Source organism: Prosthecobacter fusiformis, from assembly GCF_004364345.1.
Classification (GTDB): Bacteria; Verrucomicrobiota; Verrucomicrobiia; order Verrucomicrobiales; family Verrucomicrobiaceae; genus Prosthecobacter; species Prosthecobacter fusiformis.
Genome location: NZ_SOCA01000002.1, coordinates 829,190 through 850,061 on the forward strand (window position 1 = coordinate 829,190; position 20,872 = coordinate 850,061).

A 20,872-nucleotide genomic window follows, 5' to 3' on the forward strand; every position below is an offset into this window, starting at 1 on the left:
GATGCAAAAGAGGGGCGAGGAGGCTGCGAAAATAGGCGGGTAAACCTGAGGAAAATGCAGATTTTACTTTAGAACCCATTGCTTAAATGAGTGAGAATGTTAAAATTTCCAGAATGACGGATATTTCCAGAGCCAAACGCCTGCTTTTCGTTCTGGGTACACGTCCAGAAATGATCAAAGTGGCACCGCTTATTCTGGAAGCCCGCAAACAAGGATCTGAAGCCATTTTGGTAAACAGTGGGCAGCATGCCGATCTGCTGACGCCACTCTTTGATCTATTTGATGTGCATCCCGCGCATGACCTGGAGGCGATGGTAGCTGGACAGCCATTAAACCGGCTGCTTTCGCGGGTGATCGACCGTTTAGATCCGGTGCTGGAGGAAGTGAAACCGGACTACGTGCTGGTGCAGGGGGATACGGCGACGGCCTTGGGCGGAGCGCAGGCAGCTTTTCACCGCAAGATACCCGTGGGGCATATTGAGGCGGGGCTGCGCTCTGGCAATCCACTGAGTCCTTTCCCGGAAGAGATGAACCGTCGGCTTGTCTCGCAACTGGCTTCTATACACTTTGCAGCGACTGAGCGAAACCGTGCCGCGCTGCTGGCAGAGGGGATCCTGGACTCCCAGATCCTGGTTACTGGAAATACGGTCGTGGATGCACTGCACCATACGCTGGCCCATGCACTGCCTGGGGCTGACATGGGAGTGCTGAGGAAACAGATCGCAGGACGTAAGGTGGTGCTGCTGACCACTCATCGGCGCGAAAACTTCGGTGATACCATGCGGACGCATTTGCGGTTGCTACGCCGTTTCGCCGAAGCGCATCCTGAGCTGTGTGTGGTCTTTCCGATGCATCCGAATCCCGCAGTCAAAGAAGCTGCGGCGGAGGAACTGGGCGGTTGTGACCAGATTATCATCACAACGCCGATGGGCTATGCAGATTTTGTGCATCTCCTTTCGGATGCGTGGCTCATTGTCAGCGATTCCGGCGGTATCCAGGAAGAGGCGGCCTCCCTGGGCAAGCCCATCCTGGTGCTGCGGGAAAATACGGAACGGCCGGAAGGTGTGGATGCGGGCGTGGCGCGGCTGGTCGGCGAATGTGCAAGCGACCTGGAATCACTTTTGAATGAGGCAGTGGCTGATGCGGTCTGGTTCGCGCATGCCGCTGGGGCGGAGAAGGTCTTTGGGGACGGTCACGCCTCCGAGCGCATCATCGCCCATCTGCTGAAATCTTAACTTATGCTGAATCGTCCTTTGAACCGAATCCAAGCCAGCGTTTCCCTCGATCTGGACAACCAATGGGCCTACATGAAGACCCAGGGGCTGGACGGGTGGCAGGATTTCCCCAGCTATCTGGACTTAGTCACCCCACGTATCCTGGATACAATGCGCCGGGCCGGGTTGCGCATCACTGTGTTTGTGGTGGGAAAGGATGCTTCTTTGAAAAAGAACCATGCAGCGCTGCAAAGCCTGACTGAGGAGGGGCATGAAATCGCTAATCACAGCCACATGCATGAGCCGTGGCTGCACCTGTATAATGAAAAGGAACTGGAGGCGGAATTTGATCAGTCAGAAGAGGCCATCTTTGAGGCGACTGGACAGCGTGCGCGAGGGTTTCGCGGACCGGGATTTAGCACTTCAGCGGCGGTGCGCGATCTGCTGATCCGCCGTGGTTACCGATATGATGCCAGCCTTTTCCCGACAGTGATGGGGCCGGTGGCGAGAGCTTATTTTTTCTTTACCTCCCAATTGTCGCCTGAGGAGAAAGCGAAGCGCAAAGGTCTCTACGGCAATTTTTCGAATGCCTTCTCGCCGTTGACACCATACCAAATCCAGCCGGGCTTGCTGGAGATACCGGTCACTACGATGCCGGTTTTCCGCACACCGGTCCATCTGAGCTATCTGCTTTTCCTCGCCCAGTATTCGATGCCTCTGGCAAGGGCCTATTGGGATATGGCGGTGGGGCTTTGCCGACTGACGGATGTGGCTCCGTCCCTGCTGCTGCACCCGACGGATTTCCTCGATGCGACTGATGTGCCTGCGCTTGGGTTTTTCCCTGCCATGAAGGTGCCTGCGGAGAAGAAGATCGAGCTGGTCCGGCATGCGCTGAGCAGTTTGCGCAGTCATTGGGGGACCGCAACGATGGGGCAGGTGGCGCATGATCTCACTGCACCGGTGCATCCCGACCCAATGAAAACGGAAACGCCCAAATTTAATCTCCAACCTAACCGCATATGAAACGCATTGCATCGGTGGCTATTGTGCTGCCTGCCTTCAATGAAGAAAAAGATCTGCCTGCTCTGCTGGCGCGAATCAAAGAAACGCTCTCCGGGCAGGACTTTCGCTACGAGGTGATCGTGGTGGATGATGGCTCCAAAGACCGCACGGCTGAGATCGCGAAGGAAGGTGCCAAGGACATGCCGCTGACCCTCATCCAGCATGAAGCAAATAAAGGGCTGGGAATGGGAATACAGACCGGCCTGTCCGCAGCGATGAAAGTGGCGGATGCAGTGGTGGTGATGGATTCCGATAATACGCATGACCCTATCTATGTGATGGAGATGGTGCGTGAGTTGGAAACGAAAGACGTGCAATTGGTCATCGCCTCCCGCTATCAGACGGGAAGTGTGATCGTGGGACTTTCGGCTTTCCGAAAGGGACTTAGCCTGGGCTGTTTTCTATTGATGAAAACCCTGGTTCCTTTCAACAATGTGCGGGATTATTCCACGGGGTTTCGGGCTTATGACAGTGGCCTGCTGAAGCGTATGGCGACCGTCTATGGAGAAGACAAACTGGTGGAGGAAAGTGGCTTCGTTTGCATGCTGGAGGTATTGCTCAAGCTGCGTGCCATCGGTGCAAAAGCCACGGAGATCCCCTACACGCTGCGGTATGACCTGAAGGCTGGGGTGAGCAAGCTGCGCATCTGGAGAACGCTGAAGCGCTACCTTATCGTAGTGAACCGGTATCGGTCCAAAAGGCCGGATGCAGCTACTGCCGTGGCCATGACGGCCAAGCAGGCGGGTGCTTGAAGTGTTCTTGTTTTCATTTATGCAATCTGTTCCGAGTTCCAAGCTGCCGCATGTTCTTATCCTGGGAGCAGGCATCAGCGGCCTGGTGGGTGCGCTGAGGCTGGCTGAAAAAGGCCACCCGGTGACCTTGGTGGAAGGCTCTGACCAATTGGGTGGGCTGGGTACATTTTTCCAGCACGATGGGCGGACGTTTGAAAAATTTTATCACTGCATGCTGCCCAGCGACGGGCCGTTGCTGGAGGTGATGGAGACGCTGGGCCTAACCAAAGATATTTATTGGCGGCCGAGCTCTTTTGCCTATGCGGGCGGTGGCAGCATTTATCCGCTGAATACGCCGGTGGATCTGCTGCGTTTTGGACCGCTGCCATTCATGGATCGCATCCGGGTGGGGATTACAGGGGCCTGGGGACGGGTATGCTCTGACAAGGGGCTGGATGAAATCACGACGGCTCAATGGTTGCAGGGGCTTTCCGGCAAGCGGGCTTTCAGCACCTTCTGGCAACCCATGCTAGAGGCTAAATTTGGAGACCGGTTTCAGGATGTGCCGGCACTATGGTTTTGGACCCGCTTTAATCGGGAGAAAGGCGAGAGCAAGGGGGAGGTGAAGGGTTATGTGAGAGGTGGCTATAAGCGTATCACGGACACCTTTGCGACGCGGCTGAAGGCGCTGGGGGTGACCCTGCGAATGAATGAAAAGATCCATAAAATCGACCTGGATGCCACCGGGCATCCTTTTGTGGAAACGGATACCGGAGAGCTGCGGGCGGAGCAGATGCTGATCACGCTGCCATGGCCAACACTGCAAACTCTGGCCACGGACGCTTTTAAACAACGGGCGGATGTACCGGACTGGAACATCGATTTTCAGGGGGTGATCAATCATGTGCTGTTTCTGAAGCGACCACTGACGAAGCATTACTGGCTGGCCACGCCTGAGCGGGAGCATCCTTTTGACGGAGTGGTGGAGACCTCCACGCTGACGGACGAGGCGGATCGTGGGCAGGGAAGGCACGTTGTTTATCTGACAAAGTATGTCCACCGCACGGATCCCCGGTTTAACCAGCCGGAAGAGGAGATTAAAACATCATGGTTCGCTGCATTGCAGAAAATTTTCCCTGATCTGCGGCAGGATGAACTGGAGGCTGATTATCTATTCCGGGCACCCTTCGTGGAGCCTGTTTACACACGGGGCTTTCTCAAAAAGAGGCCGCCTGAAGTGCTGATTCCTGGGAAGGTAGCCCTGGCCACGACGGCTCAGGTTTATCCTGTGGTGACCTCCTGGAATGGCAGTGTCATCCAGGCGGAGAAGACTTTGGGGGCGATGTAGAGTGAAGGCGGGTCCGTGCAATTGGGCGCAAAGAGCATTCTATGACTTGCCCCGGCGCGAGTCCCGCGTTGAATGAGTCTGCCTGCCGACCTCACTTCTTGCCTGATGCATATCGCCGACATTCTTGCCAACCAGCGCCCGACGCTGTCCTTTGAATTTTTTCCACCTAAAACGGCGGAGGCTTCGGAGGCTCTGTATCAGACCATTGGAGAACTGGAAGCATACAAACCTTCGTTTGTGAGCGTGACATACGGAGCTGGTGGCTCCACGCGGGAGCTGACGCATGACTTGGTGGTGCGCATCAAAAAGACGACCACGCTGGATCCGGTGCCGCATCTGACCTGTGTTTGTCACAATGAGGCGGATATTGCTTCCATCCTGGAACGGTACGCGGAGGCCGGAGTGAGCAATATTCTGGCACTGGGAGGCGATCCGCCGCGCAATTTGGAAGGATATGAACGGAAGAACGATGCCTTTCAGCATGCAGTGGACCTGGTGAGCTTCATCACCAAATTTAACAACAGCCACGCGCACCCGGACCGACGGGGATTTGGCATTGGTGTGGCAGGGTTTCCTGAAGGCCATCCATCGACGCCGAACCGTATGCTGGAGATGGATTATCTAAAAGCCAAGGTGGATGCCGGGGCGGACTACATCTGCACCCAATTGTTTTTTGATAATCACGACTTCTTTGATTTCCGTGACCGCTGCAAGCTGGCTGGCATTCATATCCCCATCATTGCAGGCATCATGCCGATCACGAGTGCAAGCGGCATGCGGCGTATGGCGGAGCTGGCTGCGGGTGCACGCTACCCGGCCAAGCTGATGCGGGCTATTCAGCGTTGTGGTGGCGACGAGGAGGCGGTGCAGCGGGTGGGCGTACATTACGCTACGGAGCAATGCCGCGACCTGCTGGAGCATGGCGTGGATGGCATCCATTTTTATACACTCAACAAATTTCAGGCTACTCGCGAAATCTATGCCAGCCTGGGTATTCGTGATTCTTCCGCAGTCCGCCCGTCATGAGTGCAGAATCCCCTCTCATTGTCGCCATCGAAGGTGGTGGCACCAAATTTGTCTGTGGCATCGGCACGGGACCGCATCAAATTTTGGACACAGTGCGCATCGATACGACGACGCCTAACGAGACATTGGAACATGTCAGTCACTGGATTTCCAAGATGAAGGTCACGCATGGGCCTATCGCGGCTATTGGCCTGGGCACCTTTGGGCCAGTGGATCTCAATCGCGAAAGTGAAACCTATGGCTTCATCACGACCACGCCCAAGCCGCATTGGCAGCAGACGGATGTGGTGAAGTTTTTCAAGCATCGTTTCAAGGTGCCTGTCGGCTTTGATACGGATGTGAATGCGGCCGTATTGGCCGAGTATCTCTGGGGTGCAGGGCAGGGGATGGATCCGCTGATTTACATCACCGTTGGGACGGGTGTCGGTGGTGGAGTCTTAGTGAACGGGCAGCTTTTGCACGGACTTCTCCATCCTGAAGTGGGGCATCTCATTGTGCCGCCGCCGCATAACAGCCTGGCCATTCAACGAGAAGGACAGTGCCCGTATCATAAGAGTTGTGTAGAAGGTTATGTCTCCGGGCCGTCCATTGCGAAACGCTGGGGCGTGAAGGCAGATGCGCTGCCGCCGGATCACCCGGCCTGGGAAGAGGTGGCTGATGTGATGGGCTATGCGCTCATGAATATGACGCTGACGCTGTCCCCGAAGCGCATTATCCTGGGCGGTGGTGTGATGCAACAGCCACATCTCATCCCGCTGATTCAGGGCAAGCTGATGCAGCACATGAACGGTTATTTAGCCGTGCCTCAGTTGAGCCATGACATTGAGCATTTCCTCGTGACGCCGGGTCTGGGGACGCGCTCTGGTTTGTTAGGCGCGCTGGCGCTAGGTCGCATGACTTTGGACGGACCAGCCTGAATACGTGCTGAGGCAATGGAGGCAGGTGGCTGTAGTTATCGTGCCGCTACCTCGTCCTTGGTATAATTTGATCAAGGATTGGTCCATTTTGACTCTAACGTGTGACATTGAGTCAAAGCGGTCATGCTGGCGTAATACTTGGGTATAACGCCCGTATCCCCTGCGATGATTTTAGTGCGCCTTCACGTCATTTTGAGTTTGATCGCCCTTCACGGTAGCCTCTTCGGCGCCAGTACGGGGAAGGTCATCTTCAATCAAGACATCCGTCCGATCCTGGCGGATGCCTGCTTTCACTGCCACGGTCCTGATCCAGGGACGCGTAAAGCGGGTCTGCGACTGGATACGGAGGCTGGATTTTTTACTGCCAAAGAAGGTGAGACGCCGACGGTACTCAAGGGTAAGCCTGAAGAGAGTCCATTGTATCAGAGGCTGCTATCCAAGGATGAAGAGGAAATCATGCCGCCACCGGATTCGCACAAGGAGCTGAAGCCTGAGCAGATCGCCAAGATCAAAGCATGGATCGAAGAAGGTGCGCCTTGGCAGCCGCATTGGTCGCTGATGAAGCCTGAGCGGGCACCGGAGCCGGAGGTTAAAAACAGCGCATGGGTGAAGACTCCTGTGGACCGTTTTGTGCTGGCCAAACTGGAGAATACCGGGCTGCAACCTGCCCCTGAGGCGGAGGCTGCCGCTTTGATCCGCCGGGTGAGCTTGGACCTGACCGGGCTGCCGCCGTCACCAGAACTGGTGCAGCGGTATATCCAGAAGGCGGAAGGCAAGCGACTTCCAGATGTGGCTTATAATGAGCTGGTGGATGAGCTGTTGAAGTCGCCACAGTATGGGGAGCATCGCGCGCGCTACTGGCTGGATGCGGCGCGGTATGCTGACACTCATGGGCTGCATTTTGACAAGCCTCGCGAAATGTATCCTTACCGGGACTGGGTGGTGAAGTCATTCAACCGCAATCAGCCCTTTGATGAGTTCACTGTGGAACAGATCGCCGGGGACCTGCTGCAGAAACCGTCAGAGGAGCAGCTCATTGCGACGGGTTTTCAGCGCTGCAACATCACCACCAATGAAGGGGGTACAATTGATGAGGAAAATTTGGCCAATTACGCGGCGGACCGTGTGCAGACGCTAGGCTGGGTTTACATGGGACTGACGACGAACTGCTCTCAGTGCCATGACCACAAGTTTGATCCTATTTCTCAACGCGACTACTACTCATTGGCTGCCTTTTTCCGCAACACCACTCAGAAGCCAAAGGACGGCAATGTGAAGGATGGCAATGGCCCCATCCTGGTTCTGCCGAGTGATCAGGACCGGCCACGCTGGAATGCACTGCCAGCGGAAATCGCAGCCAGCAAGGTGCAACTGGAGGAGAATCGCAAGCTGGCGACGGGCGAATTTGATCAATGGCTAACGACGGCCAAGCCGGAAGATTTGGATGATGATGTGCCAGCTAAGGGCATGGTGGTTCATCTGCCGCTAAATGAAGGTATGGGCAGCGAGGTTGCGGTGATGGGCGGAGCCACAAAAACATTGAAGACCAAGGGCGAGATATCCTGGAAGCCGGATGGCAAGATCGGCCCGGCACCGGTGATGAAGACCGACAGTACCTTTGAGATCGGGGATGTGGGTGACTTTGAAAAGGACCAAGCCTTTAGCTACGGTGGCTGGGTGCGTGCAAGCAAGGTGGGCCAGAGCGGCGGCATCATTTCGCGTATGGATGTGAAGGGCGGCTATCGAGGCTGGGACTTGCTCCAAGGCGACAACAAATACGCTGTCCACATCGTCAGTGAGTGGCCAAAAGATGCGCTGAAAGTGAGCACACGCAAACCGAGCATTCGGCCTGGCGTTTGGCAGCATGTTTATGTGACCTATGATGGCAAAGGCAAGGCACAAGGAGTGAAGCTCTATGTCGATGGTGTCGCCCAGGAATTGAATATTGAAAACAATACTCTCACAGGCAGCATCCGGACCACGATGCCAATGCGGATCGGCCAGCGCGGCACGGGGGGTGTTTTCAACGAAGGTTCCGTGCAGGATGTGCGAATCTATGATCGCCAGCTCGCTGCGACGGAAATTCAGACCCTTTCAAAAGTGGGGCCACTAAAGTTGATGCTGGCTGCGACCAAACGCGGAGCCAAGCAGAAAGAGGCTTTGCTTCAGCACTACCTGGTGACCCGTCATTCGGGCTATCAAACGGCTAACAAACTGTCTGGCAAGCTTGATGCGGAGCTGGCTGCCATCAAGGCCCGCAGCCCGATGACTCACATTCAGGAAGAGAAAATGGACACGCAGCCGATGGCCAACATTTTGATGCGCGGCCAATATGACCAGCTCGGGGAAGAGGTCGAGGCTGCACCTCCGATGGCGCTGGGCGCTTTACCTGAAGGCGCACCCAAGAACCGCCTGGGTCTAGCGCAATGGGTGGTGGATGAGGCCAATCCGCTGACAGCCCGCGTGACGGTGAATCGTATGTGGCAGGAGCTATTCGGACGCGGCATTGTGATCACGAGTGAGGATTTCGGCATCATGGGCAGCCCGCCTACCCACCCTGAACTGCTCGACTGGCTGGCGGTGGAGTTCCGTGAAAGCGGCTGGGATGTGAAGCGCTTCTATAAGATGCTAGTGACCTCCGCCGCTTATCGCCAGGCAGCGCTCATCACCCAGGAGAAGATTGACAAAGATCGCGACAATGCCCTTCTCAGCCGAGGTCCGCGCTTCCGAATGGATGCGGAAATGATCCGTGATTATGCCCTGGCTGCCAGCAGCTCTCTTTCTCCAAAAATGGGCGGTCCAGGCACCCTTCCTTACCAGCCAGAAAACGTCTGGGAAGTCGTGGGCATGGGGACTGAAAAGTATGTGCAGGATCAGGGTGAAAACCTCTATCGCCGGACTTTGTATAACTTTTGGAAACGCATGGCCCCGCCTGCGAACATGGACGTCTTCAACGCTCCGAGCCGGGAGGTGAGTTGTGTGCGCCGGGACCGCACCAACACTCCTTTGCAGGCACTGGTGGTGATGAATGACCCGCAGTTTATTGAGGCCTCACGTAACCTCGCCCAGCAGGCATTGAAAAGTGGTGGTGATGATGGGCAAAAGCTGGGCGCTATCTCTCAGCGCCTCCTTTGCCGCCCACTGAGCCAGCAAGAGGCTGCCATTTTGCAGGATGGGCTGGCCGACCTGCGTGCGCATTATCAGGCTACTCCTGCCGACGCCACAGCCCTCATCACCGTGGGTGAAACCAAGCCGGATGCGGCGCTGAATCCAACTGAACTTGCAGCCTGGACCATGGTGTCCAGTCAGGTGATGAACCTGGACGAAGTTTTAAACAAGTAATTTTTTTTGCGACACCGATCATGAGCATTCTCAACGAATGGAACACCTTTGAAACACGCCGCCAGTTTTTCTCGCGAGGAAAAAATGCGCTGGGCGCGGCGGCTCTCACCTCTTTGTTAGGCGAGGGGATGACTGGCTCAGCCAAGGCGGCCATCGGCAGTGTGGCGCCGCATTGGGCACCGAAGGCCAAGCGGGTCATTTACCTGCACATGGTCGGCGGGCCTTCGCAGATGGATCTGTTTGATTACAAGCCGGTGATGAAACAATGGTATGACAAGGACCTGCCGGAGAGCATTCGCAAGGGGCAGCGCCTCACCACGATGACCAGCGGCCAGGCGCGCTTTCCCATTGCTCCATCGGTCTATAATTTTGCCCAGTACGGGAAGTGCGGCATGTGGATGAACTCGGACTTGCTGCCGAACCTTTCCAAAAATGCGGATGACATCTGCTGGATGCGCTCTCTGCATACGGAGGCGATCAACCATGAGCCTGCCATCTGTGCCATGCAGACGGGTAACCAGATTACCGGGCGTCCGTGTCTGGGCTCCTGGGCCTCGTATGGGCTGGGGTCAGTCAATGCGAACCTGCCGAACTTTGTGGTGCTGATTGCCACGCCAACGAACCGCGAACAAGAGCAGGCGATCTCCTCTCGCTTGTGGTCTAGCGGATATCTGCCTGGCGAACACGCGGGCGTCTCCTTCCGCAGCAAGGGGGATCCCATCCTTTTCATCAACAACCCGCCCGGCGTGCCTAACAGTGTACGCAAACGGACCATCGAAGGGCTCAATGCGCTGAATGAACTGAACTACCAGCAGGTGGGTGATCCTGAAACGCATACCCGCATTCAGCAGTATGAAATGGCCTTCCGCATGCAGGCAAGTGTGCCGGAACTGACGGACATCACTAAAGAGCCTGACCACATCTTTAAGATGTATGGTGAGGAAGCGAAGAAGCCGGGGACTTTTGCGAATGGTGTGCTAATGGCGCGGCGTCTGGCGGAGCGTGGTGTGCGCTTCACGCAGATTTACCTGAACAACTGGGACCACCACCGCAATGTCACTGGCCGCATGCCTAGCCAGTGCAAAGACATCGACCAGCCATGCCATGCCTTGATCGAAGATCTCAAACAGCGTGGCATGTTTGAGGATACGCTCATTATCTGGGGCGGAGAATTCGGGCGCACCATCTATAGCCAGGGTGGCCTGACCCAGGACAATTATGGACGTGACCATCACCCGCGCTGCTTCACCATGTGGATGGCCGGAGGCGGCTCCAAAGGTGGTGAGATCTATGGTGAAACGGATGATTTCAGCTACAACATCGTCAAGGATCCTCTGCACATCCGGGACTTCCACGCGACTGTTCTGCATTTGCTGGGCTATAACAGTGACCGCTTCACTTATAAGTTCCAGGGCTTGGATCAGAAACTGACCGGGGTGGAGGCTGCAAAGGTGGTGAAGGCACTGATTGCCTAAAAAAAAAAAGGCAGTGTCCTCTCGCGAGCGACACTGCCTCTTGGATGAGCATTTGGACAATTTTATTTTACGCCCATGACTTCCTTCAAGTAGCTGATGCTCTTGCGGGCGATGTTTTCCGGGCCTGGGGTGTAATCGAAGACTTCGACGGAGAGGTAACCTTGGTAATCCACCTCCCGCAGTGCGCCGATGATGGGTTCGAACTTCACTTCGCCCATGCCTGGGCCGAGGAGATTTGGATCATTGGCATGAAAGTGGACGAACCAGTCCTTGCTGTCCCGAATGATGTCCGGGATGGATTTGGCCTCATCGCTCATGGCTTTCACGTCCAGGTGAAGTTTGCAACTGGGGTGGTCCACCATCTGGCAAAGGCGGATGGTTTCCTCAGCCGTATTCAGGAAGTTGGTCTCTCTTTTACCCAAAGGCTCCATGGCGATGACGACGCCGTATTTGCCTGCCTCTTCAGCTACGGCGCGCACGGATTCAGCGGCGCGTTTGAAGGCGTCTTCATATTCCCATTCAGGCAGGATGTTGCGGGCTTTCGGGCTGCCCCAGACCATGATGCGGCCGCCTGTGGTGGCGCAAAAGCGGGCGAGATGCTGACCAAATTTTGCAGTCTCTTTGCGCTGAAGGGCGTCTGGTGTGGTGATGTGAAACCAAGCTGGCTTGGTGAGCAACCAGTGCAGCCCCAGGATCTCCAGCCCGAAGGAAGAGGCAATGTGGCTGAGGCGCAGGGCATCGGCTTCCGTGAGATCGCGCGGATCCTCTTTCAGGGTGAAAGGTGCCAGCTCCAAGGCGTGATAGCCTGCGGCGGCGGCATCTTCACACACTTTCTCAAAAGGCCAGTTGGGGTAGGTTTCGTTACAAATCGCAAAGCGCATAGGGAATGCAGATTCGGGTGCGTGCAGGCAGGCGTCAACCCTGCTTTTACTCTCCGAGGTGCGAAGACAATTGCTCGATGGCTTTAGCGATGCGTTCTTTGGCTGTCAATTTTTCCAGCCAGGCAGAGGGTATGCCCTCAATGCCATGGGCTGCACCCAGCCAGGCACCGATCATGCTGGCACGCCCTGCATTGTCCCCGCCTGCACGCAGGGTATTCAGCACCGCGTCTTCAAAGGAATCTTGGTGACGCCAAGCTGCGTGCAGCGCTGAAGGGAAGCTCTGTGGCAGCGGGCAGCTCTGGCCAAACCGGCCGGTTGCGGTGATGACATCCATCTCCCGCAGCATGTAGGCAAACTCAAAATAATCTGAGCCGTCACAACTGACTTCGCGGGACTTGCGGGTCAGCTCAAAGGCTTCGCGAAATGGGGTGCCGCGCAAGAGGGTGCGTAGCAGCATGCCGTGAGCGGTGGCGCATGCGACGGCCGTTGGATGATTTTGCGTGACGTGGGTGAGCCGACGAATGGCATCAGCCACCAGTGTGAAGTCATCTCTTTGATAAGAGACAACAACAGGGGCTAGACGGCTAACCGTGGCGAGTTGGTCATCATCTGCGCCATTTTGAAAATTGCCGGGCTGCTTCTGCAAGTGCTCCAGGGTTTCGCGGGTGGAATGATCCTTGTAACTACGGCAGTTAGGGCCAGTGAAATAACTCTCAAACCGCATGCCGAAATCGTTTTCACGAAAACGTCCGCCACACGCGGCCACGGACTCCAGCAAAAGCAATGCAGTATCGCCGTAATGAGTCTGGTCCCCGGGCTGCTTGCCTTCATGATAATGGCCCGTCTTGGGTTTTTCAAAACCATGGATGCCTTTCGGGAATTTTTTTGAGAGATCCTCCAGATCATAGATCCAATGCGTGCCCAGGGCGGCAGCATCGGCGACAAATTGTCCCCACAGGGCACCTTGAAAACGGGACGTGGTAGAGATCACAATCCTGTCCTTTGCCCTATATCGGACGGGAGGGCAAGTGCGGACGTGCGAATGTTTGGCCTTCAATCCCTGGCCAGAGTCACACGGATCGCGCAATGTTTGTAACTGGGCTGCCGACTGTGGGGATCCATAGCCCAGTGAGTGAGTTGGTTGACCCTGGCGTCATGCATGGGAAGGAAGGCCTGTCCTCGTCTGACTCCTGGGGTAAGCCGGGCCCTGGTCTTTAAACTGGCACGCCTGGATGTGACGATAACGAAATCGTTGTCACGGATCTGAAGAGAGGTCGCATCTTCCGGGTGCATCTCGATGAATAGTTCGTTAGGTGCAAGAATGCGAAGAACTTTGGACTTGGATGTCCGTGATTCAGTATGCCATTGGGCGCTGGATCCACGACCGGTGAGGAGCACGAAAGGATACTCGGCGTCAGTTGGCTCAGCGGGCGTTTCCGGTGGATCAAAGATGAATCGGGCGCGCTGATCCGGTGTGAAAAAGAGTCCATCGGCAAACAAACGTCGCTCTGTTTGAAAAGCAGGGGGGGTATCAGGATTGTGCGCACCAGCATCGCTTTGCTGTTTCAGCGGCCACTGAACACCGCCACGAGATTCCAGCATAGTGTAGTCTTGAATGCCGGTGATGTCACATGGCTGTCCCTGGGTGCAGCGTTTCATCACCTGAAACACAGCTTCAGGCGAGATCCATTCTGCAAACATGTCGCCCAGACCCCAGGTTTGGGCGATGAGACGGAAGATTCGAAAGTCGCTCAGCGCCTGGCCGGGAGCACGTCTGACTTGCCGACTGAGTCCGATGCGGCGCTCAGAATTGATGAAGGTCCCTTCTTTTTCACCCCATGCGGCGGCAGGCAGGAAGAGGTGCGCACGCTGTGCGGTCTCTGTGGTGGCATACATGTCCTGCACGACGAAGAAATCGAGTTTTCCCAGAAGGGCATTAAAGCGGTTTTGATTAATCCAGGAGTGGCTGGGGTTGGTGGCGATGATCCAGAGAGCTTTGATTTTGCCAGACTCGATGCCTTCCAGGATCTGGTCGTAAGCCAGGCTGGGCTGATCTGGAATGGTCTCCACCGGAAAGCCCATGGCGGCGGCGATTTTTCCGCGATGCTCGGCATTTTTGAAATCATGACCACCCATTAGATTGGTGGTGTTCGAGAACAGGCGGGAGCCCATGGCATTGCACTGTCCAGTGATGGAATTGGCACCGGTTCCAGGTTTGCCGATGTTGCCCGTCATGAGTGCCAGATTGATGATGGCCTGGGCTGCGCGGGTGGCCTGGTGGCTTTGGTTGACCCCCATGGTCCACCAGAACGAGACGCGCGGGGTGCCTTTTCTTATCGTATCAGCAAAGTGCTGTAACTGCTCCATGCTCAGGCCTGTTTCGGCGGCTACATGCTCTGGGGTATAGGTTTGTATGAAGGCGGCAAACTCTTCGAAGCCGGTGGTGTGGTCGGTTACAAAGGGGGTATCCACAGCGCCATCCCGGATGAGCAAATGGGCGATGCCGTATAGCAAAGTGAGGTCACTCTTGGGCTTGATGGCGTAGTGTTGAGTCGCCGCCATGGCCGTCTCCGTCGTGCGTGGATCCACGACGATGATTTCCGGCTGGCGCTTGTTGCGAAGCACACGCTGCCACATGATGGGGTGCGCGATGCATGGATTCGCCCCGATGAAGACGAGGACGTCACTCTCCTCGAAATCGGCATAGGTGAAGGGCGGGGCATCAAAACCGAAGCTTTCTTTATACGCGGTCACCGCCGTGGCCATGCACTGGCGGGTATTGCCATCGCCATGAATCATGCCCATGCCAAACTTGGCCAGGGAGCCGAGGAAGGCCATCTCCTCACACATGATCTGTCCGGTGCTGATGAAGGCGGTGGACTCTGGCCCGTGCTGAGCCATGACGGCTTTCATCCGCTTGCAAAAGATCTGCATGGCGTTTGGCCAGTCCACGGGTTGGCCATTGAACAAGGGGGTGGTGGCACGGTCCGGCGCATCCAGTGGCGTTAATGCTTCCCAGCCTTTGGGGCAGGCTGTGCCAAGGTTAACGGGGTAATCTGGATCTGGGGTGGCATTGATGGCGATGCCATCCTTGAGGTGCAGTTTTAAACCGCAGCCAGTCGAGCAGAATCCGCAGATGGATTTGGCTGTGCCATTGGGCTGCAGACGAAGCGGAAGCTGCCCGAGACCGAAGCGTGATGGCTCACGAACAAGGTCCGTTGTCAGCGGTCCGGTCCATTCACGAAAGGTGGGGGCGGGCAGGGTGATCATGATCAGTTTCCAGGCATCTTGGAACCCGAGGCAGCCGTGAAGAAATAAAGGCGCTCAATGATCTGGCTGGTAAAGGTCAGCGAAACGGAAAGGGTGAATAAAATGGGGGTGGCAAGACCGCTTAGAATCATGACGGGGATGATGAAGCCGGTGGCCGCAAGCAGTAGGCGACGGGCTTCAAGGGGCTTTGAATGAAGTTCATCCAGAATGCGTGCTGATTTATGCCAGGGACTGCTTTCATTGGTCAAGGCTTGAGCGTTTTGATTCAGTTCAAAGAGTGAAACGATCCATCGCATAACCAGTGTGCTGCTGATGGCCACGAACATGATCTTCACATCCAGCCAACACCAGACGATGCCGGTCAAGCCTGCGCCGAGAAGCAGCATAGTGCCCAAAAATTTACCTGCGGTGAGTTTAAACGACCAGTAGGGACGTCGGGTGTCCACATACACCATGATTGAAGTGAGGACGGCCAGGATGCCGATGAATGCGGTGCCAGTGACGGCCAATTTTAAGAGATGCAGATCTCCCCACCACCAGGCGGCCATCACCGAAGATGCTGCACCGATGAAGCCGCCAAAAGCCAAGATCTCCCGTGAAAGCCAGGATTTCCTCCAGCCCATGAATGCACGCCATGCTTTCAAAGGCTGGCCGAGATGGAGGACGCTAAGCTGGATGCCCATGAAGCCAACAAAGAAAGCCACGGCGCTGGTGATACCAGCCTGCTGCAAGGTGAGTGCATCCATCCACAAGGCAACTGCACAGGCGATGAAGGCTCCGGTACTCATCTGTGTCATCACCAGCATCCATGAAAGCGGTGCATGTGAATGATCCCGCTCCAGACGGCTGGCATCTGCTGCGTGTGCATGGGCTGGTAGCGGACGTTTGCTGACGTAGCGAGTGGAGGGGCGAGTGTAGCTGCTTTCGAAGGCCCCGCTAATGATGCTGCCGTGACTTGAGATATCGACAGTTCTTACCGCTACAATTTTAATAGCTTCATTAGGACAGGCCTGCACACAGGCTGGTGCTTCGCCTTCCGCCAGCCGACCGTGACACATGTCACATTTGCGGACGATGCCACGCTTGAGGTTAAACTTGGGCACATCATAGGGGCACTTCAGAATGCAATAGCTACAGCCGATGCATTGATCATCCAAATGTCTGACGATGCCAGTGACGGCATCCTTGTCATAAGCGAGGACCGGGCAGCCATCCGCACAGGCGGGATCAGCGCAGTGATGACAGGCGGTGGTGACTGTCTGTAAATAAGGCTGTTTGCGAGTGCCCACCAGCAAACCCATATCCCGCCAGGATTCATTGTCATCAAGGCCGTTCAGTGAGTGGCAGGCTACGACGCAGGCTTTGCAGCCCGTGCAGGCATCCAGATTGACTTCGAAGGAATATTGCTCACCGGGTTGAGGTTTACTTAATGGGATGAGGTGAGCAAAACGCTTGAACGGAGTGGCTTGATCATAAGCCTCCGAGAAAAGAGTCACCGGGGTTTTTAAGGTCTGCTGCTCTTCTAGCAAGTTTTCCAGCAGGAGAGAATCAAGGATGTTCGATTTATCATGGCCTGTTTCACAAGCAGTCTTTCGACTGCCTGCGAGAGGATCTGCTAAATCAAAAATCATAGATGGCTGAAAGGCTCTTGGTTAGGCCGCTTCGCAGAAGATCTCCTGGAGCTGACCCACTGTGTGGCGGTTGCAGAAGCTGTGGAATGATTCCTCGCCTTCGCGCTTTTGTTGGAAGCCTTTCAGCATGGTCTCAAGGGTGCTGCCCAGAGATTCAAAGGGAACACCGCTAAAGATTTGTCGGCCGATTTTACGGTTCTCACCAAAGCCGCCTCCGACAGTGATGTGATATCCTTCACCGGACTCTGATTTCACTTTGGTGCCGAGCAGGCCGATGTCCCCCATGAAGTGTTGGGCGCAACTGTGGGCACAGCCGGTGAAGTGGATGTTGATCGGCTTGTCCAGTTTCACCCTCTTATCTAAGTACTCCATGATTGCGATGGCATGGCCCTTCGTATCCGTCGCGGCGAATTTGCAATAACGGTTGCCTGTGCAGGCAACAAAACCACTCTTCAAATTTGACTGTTCGCAGGGGAGCCCAAGCTTTCTGAGGGACTTGGCCAAGGTGGCTGCATAAGCGGCTTTGACATTTGGGATGATGAGGTTTTGCCAAACAGTTAGGCGAACTTCACCGGAGCCATAACTTTCGGCCAGATCGGCGACGCGTTCAAGCTGCCGGGCGGTGAGCTGCCCCACGGGCACGCTGGCTCCCACATAAACGAGCCCTTCCTGTTTTTGTGGATAAGTGCCCACATGGGAGTGACCTTGCTGGGAGAAGCTGCGTTTTTCCTGGATGGGCGAAGTCGGTGCGAGGCGGGTGAGTTTAAACGGCAGCAGTTTTTCCGTTTCTGCCATAACTCCCTCCAGGCCCATGCCTTCAATGACATATTTGAAACGGGCCTTTTTCCGGTTGGTGCGGTCGCCATGTTTGATGAAGACGCGCAGCAGAGCCACCATGACATCATTGAGTTGCTCTGGCTTGACGATGACACCCCAGTCACTGGCGAAGGTTTGGTGTCCGGTGACGCCGCCCAGAGCGATGCGGAAGTAGATGCCTGGCTCGATGCCATCGCCATCATCAAGAATGCGGACTGCACTGGCACCGATGTCATTGGTATCCTCCACGGCACTGATCAAACCGCCGCCATCGTAGGCGATGTTGAACTTGCGAGGAAGATCATAAAACTCTTTTGAAGCGATGATGAGCGTAGCCAGTTCATTCACCAAAGGTCGCACATCGATGAGCTCATGCGGATCATAACCCGCACAAGGATTCATCGTGATATTGCGGATGTTATCTGCGCCAGCACCTTTGGAATGCAGGCCGCAAGACTGGATGCGCCGCAGAACTTCGGGGCAGTTTTTTGGCTCGATGAGGCGAATTTGGAAATTGTTCCGCGTCGTAATCTGGATGTAACCTGTTGTTAGGTCGCTGGCGATGGCCGCGAGTTCACGCAGTTGATAGCTTTTCACCACGCCGCCGGGGATGCGCAGTCGGCACATGTAACCGTCTTTGACAGGATTGAGCCAGAAAAGGCCATTCCATTTATAGCGGAAGACGGACTCTGGCTCGGGTTTGGCATTCCAGCGTGCATCCATGACCAGTTGCTCAATGGCATCAAAAGGATGGAGTTCGCGTTTGATGCGTTCTTCTTTAGTTAGGTCTTCAAGGGACGGGCCTTCGGGGATCGGAGCCTTGGCTGCTGGGGGGGAGGATAGATCTCCAAAGCTGATGCCGCCCGCGGAGATACCCGCGAAGAAACCTTCAAGGTAGCGCTGTTGCTCTGGCGAGAAGTCTTTGCCTGGCGAGGATGGGGCGGCAAGGGCAGTCATCATATAAAAGGTGGGGGTGAGGGACAAATTCGACTGAAGAACTCAATACACATCCCGTTGGTAGCGTTTGTTTTTCTTCATGTCGGCGATGTAAGCGGTGGCTTCTTCGGCGCTATTGCCACCGGCGGTCTGGATGATTTCGTGGAGAGCTGCGTCCACATCTTTGGCCATGCGTTTGGCATCACCGCAGACATAAAAATGCGCGCCTTCTTCGAGCCATTGCCAGAACTCTGCTGCGGCTGTGAGCATCCGTGTTTGAACGTACACTTTTTCTTCCTGGTCTCGGGAAAAGGCGGTGTCGAGGCGGCTTAGCACGCCTTTTTGTACCCACTCAATGATCTGATCATGATAGAGGAAGTCGGTGGCGCGGCGCTGGTCTCCAAAGAACAACCAATTTTTCCCGGGTGAGCCGGTAGCTTCACGTTCCTCGAGGAAGGCGCGGAAGGGAGCGATGCCGGTGCCGGGTCCGACCATGATGACGGGTTTAGTACGGTCGGTGGGCAGGCGGAAATGCTTGGCAACGTGGAAGAAGATGCCGGTGGTTTCCCCCAGGGGCAAGCGCTCCGCCAAGAAGGTGCTGGCGACGCCTTTATGGACGATGCCGTGGACTTCATAACGCACGGCTCCGACGCAGAGGTGAACTTCTTCTGGATGTGCCTTGAGGCTGGAGGCGATGGAGTAAAGACGCGGCTGGAGCTTGCGCAGATTGGTGACGAAGTCGGCCACGGATCCTGGATTGCCAGGCGTGATACCGTGCAAATGACGGATGTCATAATGGCTGATCATGGCATCGCGAAGAGAGGCGGTGCCGATGTCTGGCAGAGGGACTTCACAATGGGGATCGAAACCGTGAGCCGAGATGATGGAATCGACCACTTCAGCGCAATTTTTGACATAGACGCCGAGGGCGTCACCGACTTCATAATCGAGGCCGGAACCGGCCAGTGAGAAAGCGATGTGACGGGTGTCCTTGGCACTGCCGGTGGCATTGAGCTCTAGGTTGGCGATGAGTTGTGCCTGGAAGGGATTCTTTTTAGAGTAGCCTGATTCTTCAACGATTTCAGTCGTGATAATGGGGTTTGAAGAGGCTTGCAGTGAAAGGGTGGCGGTGCTTTCCAGAGCCGCAAGGACTGAGGTACTCCAGGTTTTGGCCAGGTCGTCAAACTCCACATCGCAGTCCACTCTTTCCACCACACGTATGGCTCCAAGTTCAGCAAGACGCGCATCAATTTTTTTACCGGCGAGGCAGAAGGTATCTCCATAGTTTTTATCGCCGAGAGCGAGCACACTGTATTTCACTCCGGTCAGAGCCGGGCTGCTGCCGTTTTGATTGATGCTGTCCCAGAAGGACATGGCATTGTCCGGCATGTCGCCTTCACCCCAGGTGCTGGTGATGAGAAGCACATTTTGTTCGCGGACAAGGTCGGCCGGTTGCAACGAGTCGAGGCCTGCTGCGCGCGCAGCAAAGCCCCGGCCCGTTGCTTCCCTGGCCAGCCGCTTGGCCAAACTTTCTGCATTGCCGCTCTGACTGCCAAAAGCAATCAGCAGCGGACACTGGGGTGAGGCAGAGGCCCCTGTCGGGGCGGGGCCGGAGGAAGCTCCACGATTGAGGAGTCCCGCCAAAAAGCCATTGAGCCAGGCTCTTTGCTCTGCTGAAAAAGGGGCAGAATCAGGTATGATCGGTACAGTGTTCATTGGAATGAAAGCGGCTTCTTCCAGAGACAGAGGTTTTTTGCGGCCAATTCAGACGGCGGACTCCTTGGAGGCTGCCTTCATTACATCGGCCAGGAGGGTGTAGGTCTTTGTCCAGGCCTCGGCGACGGCCGGGGTGTAGGCATCACCCAGGCCCTTGCCAAGAGTCCAAAGCAGGGCTCCGGCCACGGTGTCATAGTGCTCGTCCTTTACACCATACCCGACATGCCGCCGTCCTAGCGACTGGACGGCGGGTACGATTTCGTCCAGGTGATCCAGGCCCTTGACGGCGATGGTGATCATCTGCATGAGCTTTTTTCCCTGCTCCTTGATATCGGAGGTGAAGAGCGGACGAAGAGAGGGATCCATCTCAAAGAGACGGTTGTAAAACAATCCGGCGGCGGTCTCTGAGATCGGGATGACCTGGGCCCAGGTTGTTTGGACGAGTACTTTTTGTTCGGGTGTGATCATGGCGGGCTGATTAGGGTGGGATTAAGACAAAGATGGCTC

15 protein-coding genes are annotated in these 20,872 nt (G+C 55.7%); 8 read left to right on the top strand and 7 right to left on the bottom strand.

Translation table 11 applies throughout. The features are described 5' to 3' along the window. Window positions 1–113: 113 nt before the first annotated feature. From wecB to EI77_RS09280, 8 genes are all read left to right on the top strand, one after another. The gene (gene wecB / locus EI77_RS09245) at window positions 114–1,235 is read left to right on the top strand and encodes a non-hydrolyzing UDP-N-acetylglucosamine 2-epimerase (RefSeq protein ID WP_166647146.1); all 1,122 of its coding nucleotides are present in this window, start codon (window positions 114–116) and stop codon (window positions 1,233–1,235) included. A gap of 3 nt (window positions 1,236–1,238) precedes the next feature. Beyond that, the gene (locus EI77_RS09250; RefSeq protein ID WP_133794940.1) at window positions 1,239–2,237 is read left to right on the top strand and encodes a polysaccharide deacetylase family protein; all 999 of its coding nucleotides are present in this window, start codon (window positions 1,239–1,241) and stop codon (window positions 2,235–2,237) included. Continuing rightward, window positions 2,234–3,028: a glycosyltransferase gene (locus EI77_RS09255; RefSeq protein ID WP_133794942.1), complete on the top strand. Its 795-nt coding sequence runs from the start codon at window positions 2,234–2,236 to the stop codon at window positions 3,026–3,028. The genes EI77_RS09250 and EI77_RS09255 overlap by 4 nt, the downstream gene beginning before the upstream one ends. 19 nt (window positions 3,029–3,047) lie before the next feature. Next, the gene (locus EI77_RS09260; RefSeq protein WP_133794944.1) at window positions 3,048–4,355 is read left to right on the top strand and encodes an FAD-dependent oxidoreductase; all 1,308 of its coding nucleotides are present in this window, start codon (window positions 3,048–3,050) and stop codon (window positions 4,353–4,355) included. 105 nt (window positions 4,356–4,460) lie between these two features. Further along, window positions 4,461–5,381 (top strand): methylenetetrahydrofolate reductase [NAD(P)H], encoded by a 921-nt coding sequence (gene metF, locus EI77_RS09265; protein ID WP_133795022.1) that lies wholly within the window; start codon window positions 4,461–4,463, stop codon window positions 5,379–5,381. Beyond that, the gene (locus EI77_RS09270) at window positions 5,378–6,298 is read left to right on the top strand and encodes an ROK family protein (RefSeq protein WP_133794946.1); all 921 of its coding nucleotides are present in this window, start codon (window positions 5,378–5,380) and stop codon (window positions 6,296–6,298) included. The genes metF and EI77_RS09270 overlap by 4 nt, the downstream gene beginning before the upstream one ends. Window positions 6,299–6,463: 165 nt before the next feature. After that, window positions 6,464–9,640: a DUF1553 domain-containing protein gene (locus EI77_RS09275; protein WP_133794948.1), complete on the top strand. Its 3,177-nt coding sequence runs from the start codon at window positions 6,464–6,466 to the stop codon at window positions 9,638–9,640. 20 nt (window positions 9,641–9,660) lie between these two features. Continuing rightward, window positions 9,661–11,115: a DUF1501 domain-containing protein gene (locus EI77_RS09280; protein WP_133794950.1), complete on the top strand. Its 1,455-nt coding sequence runs from the start codon at window positions 9,661–9,663 to the stop codon at window positions 11,113–11,115. 62 nt (window positions 11,116–11,177) lie between these two features. Here EI77_RS09280 and EI77_RS09285 read toward each other — a convergent pair whose 3' ends face one another. The 7 genes from EI77_RS09285 to EI77_RS09315 form a co-directional block, all read right to left on the bottom strand. Next, the gene (locus EI77_RS09285) at window positions 11,178–11,996 is read right to left on the bottom strand and encodes a sugar phosphate isomerase/epimerase family protein (RefSeq protein WP_133794953.1); all 819 of its coding nucleotides are present in this window, start codon (window positions 11,994–11,996) and stop codon (window positions 11,178–11,180) included. A gap of 46 nt (window positions 11,997–12,042) precedes the next feature. Beyond that, window positions 12,043–12,987, bottom strand: a complete 945-nt coding sequence (locus EI77_RS09290; protein WP_166647147.1) for an ADP-ribosylglycohydrolase family protein — start codon at window positions 12,985–12,987, stop codon at window positions 12,043–12,045. A gap of 62 nt (window positions 12,988–13,049) precedes the next feature. Beyond that, a complete protein-coding gene (locus EI77_RS09295) occupies window positions 13,050–15,266 on the bottom strand; it encodes a molybdopterin oxidoreductase family protein (protein ID WP_133794957.1) in 2,217 nt (738 codons plus the stop codon). Between the two features lie 2 nt (window positions 15,267–15,268). Next, window positions 15,269–16,897, bottom strand: a complete 1,629-nt coding sequence (locus tag EI77_RS09300) for a DmsC/YnfH family molybdoenzyme membrane anchor subunit (RefSeq protein WP_133794958.1) — start codon at window positions 16,895–16,897, stop codon at window positions 15,269–15,271. 21 nt (window positions 16,898–16,918) lie between these two features. After that, window positions 16,919–18,673 carry a NirA family protein gene (locus EI77_RS09305; RefSeq protein ID WP_133794960.1) on the bottom strand — a complete coding sequence of 585 codons (1,755 nt, stop codon included), beginning with the start codon at window positions 18,671–18,673 and terminating at the stop codon, window positions 16,919–16,921. 39 nt (window positions 18,674–18,712) lie between these two features. Then, window positions 18,713–20,365 carry a diflavin oxidoreductase gene (locus EI77_RS09310; RefSeq protein ID WP_133794962.1) on the bottom strand — a complete coding sequence of 551 codons (1,653 nt, stop codon included), beginning with the start codon at window positions 20,363–20,365 and terminating at the stop codon, window positions 18,713–18,715. A 48-nt stretch (window positions 20,366–20,413) separates the two neighbouring features. Further along, window positions 20,414–20,833 carry a globin family protein gene (locus EI77_RS09315; RefSeq protein ID WP_133794964.1) on the bottom strand — a complete coding sequence of 140 codons (420 nt, stop codon included), beginning with the start codon at window positions 20,831–20,833 and terminating at the stop codon, window positions 20,414–20,416. Between the last annotated feature and the right edge of the window lie 39 nt (window positions 20,834–20,872).

Bases quoted from the DNA above. Each gene is read 5' to 3' on its own strand.
- wecB (WP_166647146.1), top strand. From the start codon at position 114: ATGACGGATATTTCCAGAGCCAAACGCCTGCTTTTCGTTCTGGGTACA.
- EI77_RS09250 (WP_133794940.1), top strand. From the start codon at position 1,239: ATGCTGAATCGTCCTTTGAACCGAATCCAAGCCAGCGTTTCCCTCGAT.
- EI77_RS09255 (WP_133794942.1), top strand. From the start codon at position 2,234: ATGAAACGCATTGCATCGGTGGCTATTGTGCTGCCTGCCTTCAATGAA.
- EI77_RS09260 (WP_133794944.1), top strand. From the start codon at position 3,048: ATGCAATCTGTTCCGAGTTCCAAGCTGCCGCATGTTCTTATCCTGGGA.
- metF (WP_133795022.1), top strand. From the start codon at position 4,461: ATGCATATCGCCGACATTCTTGCCAACCAGCGCCCGACGCTGTCCTTT.
- EI77_RS09270 (WP_133794946.1), top strand. From the start codon at position 5,378: ATGAGTGCAGAATCCCCTCTCATTGTCGCCATCGAAGGTGGTGGCACC.
- EI77_RS09275 (WP_133794948.1), top strand. From the start codon at position 6,464: ATGATTTTAGTGCGCCTTCACGTCATTTTGAGTTTGATCGCCCTTCAC.
- EI77_RS09280 (WP_133794950.1), top strand. From the start codon at position 9,661: ATGAGCATTCTCAACGAATGGAACACCTTTGAAACACGCCGCCAGTTT.
- EI77_RS09285 (WP_133794953.1), bottom strand. From the start codon at position 11,996: ATGCGCTTTGCGATTTGTAACGAAACCTACCCCAACTGGCCTTTTGAG.
- EI77_RS09295 (WP_133794957.1), bottom strand. From the start codon at position 15,266: ATGATCACCCTGCCCGCCCCCACCTTTCGTGAATGGACCGGACCGCTG.
- EI77_RS09300 (WP_133794958.1), bottom strand. From the start codon at position 16,897: ATGATTTTTGATTTAGCAGATCCTCTCGCAGGCAGTCGAAAGACTGCT.
- EI77_RS09305 (WP_133794960.1), bottom strand. From the start codon at position 18,673: ATGATGACTGCCCTTGCCGCCCCATCCTCGCCAGGCAAAGACTTCTCG.
- EI77_RS09310 (WP_133794962.1), bottom strand. From the start codon at position 20,365: ATGAACACTGTACCGATCATACCTGATTCTGCCCCTTTTTCAGCAGAG.
- EI77_RS09315 (WP_133794964.1), bottom strand. From the start codon at position 20,833: ATGATCACACCCGAACAAAAAGTACTCGTCCAAACAACCTGGGCCCAG.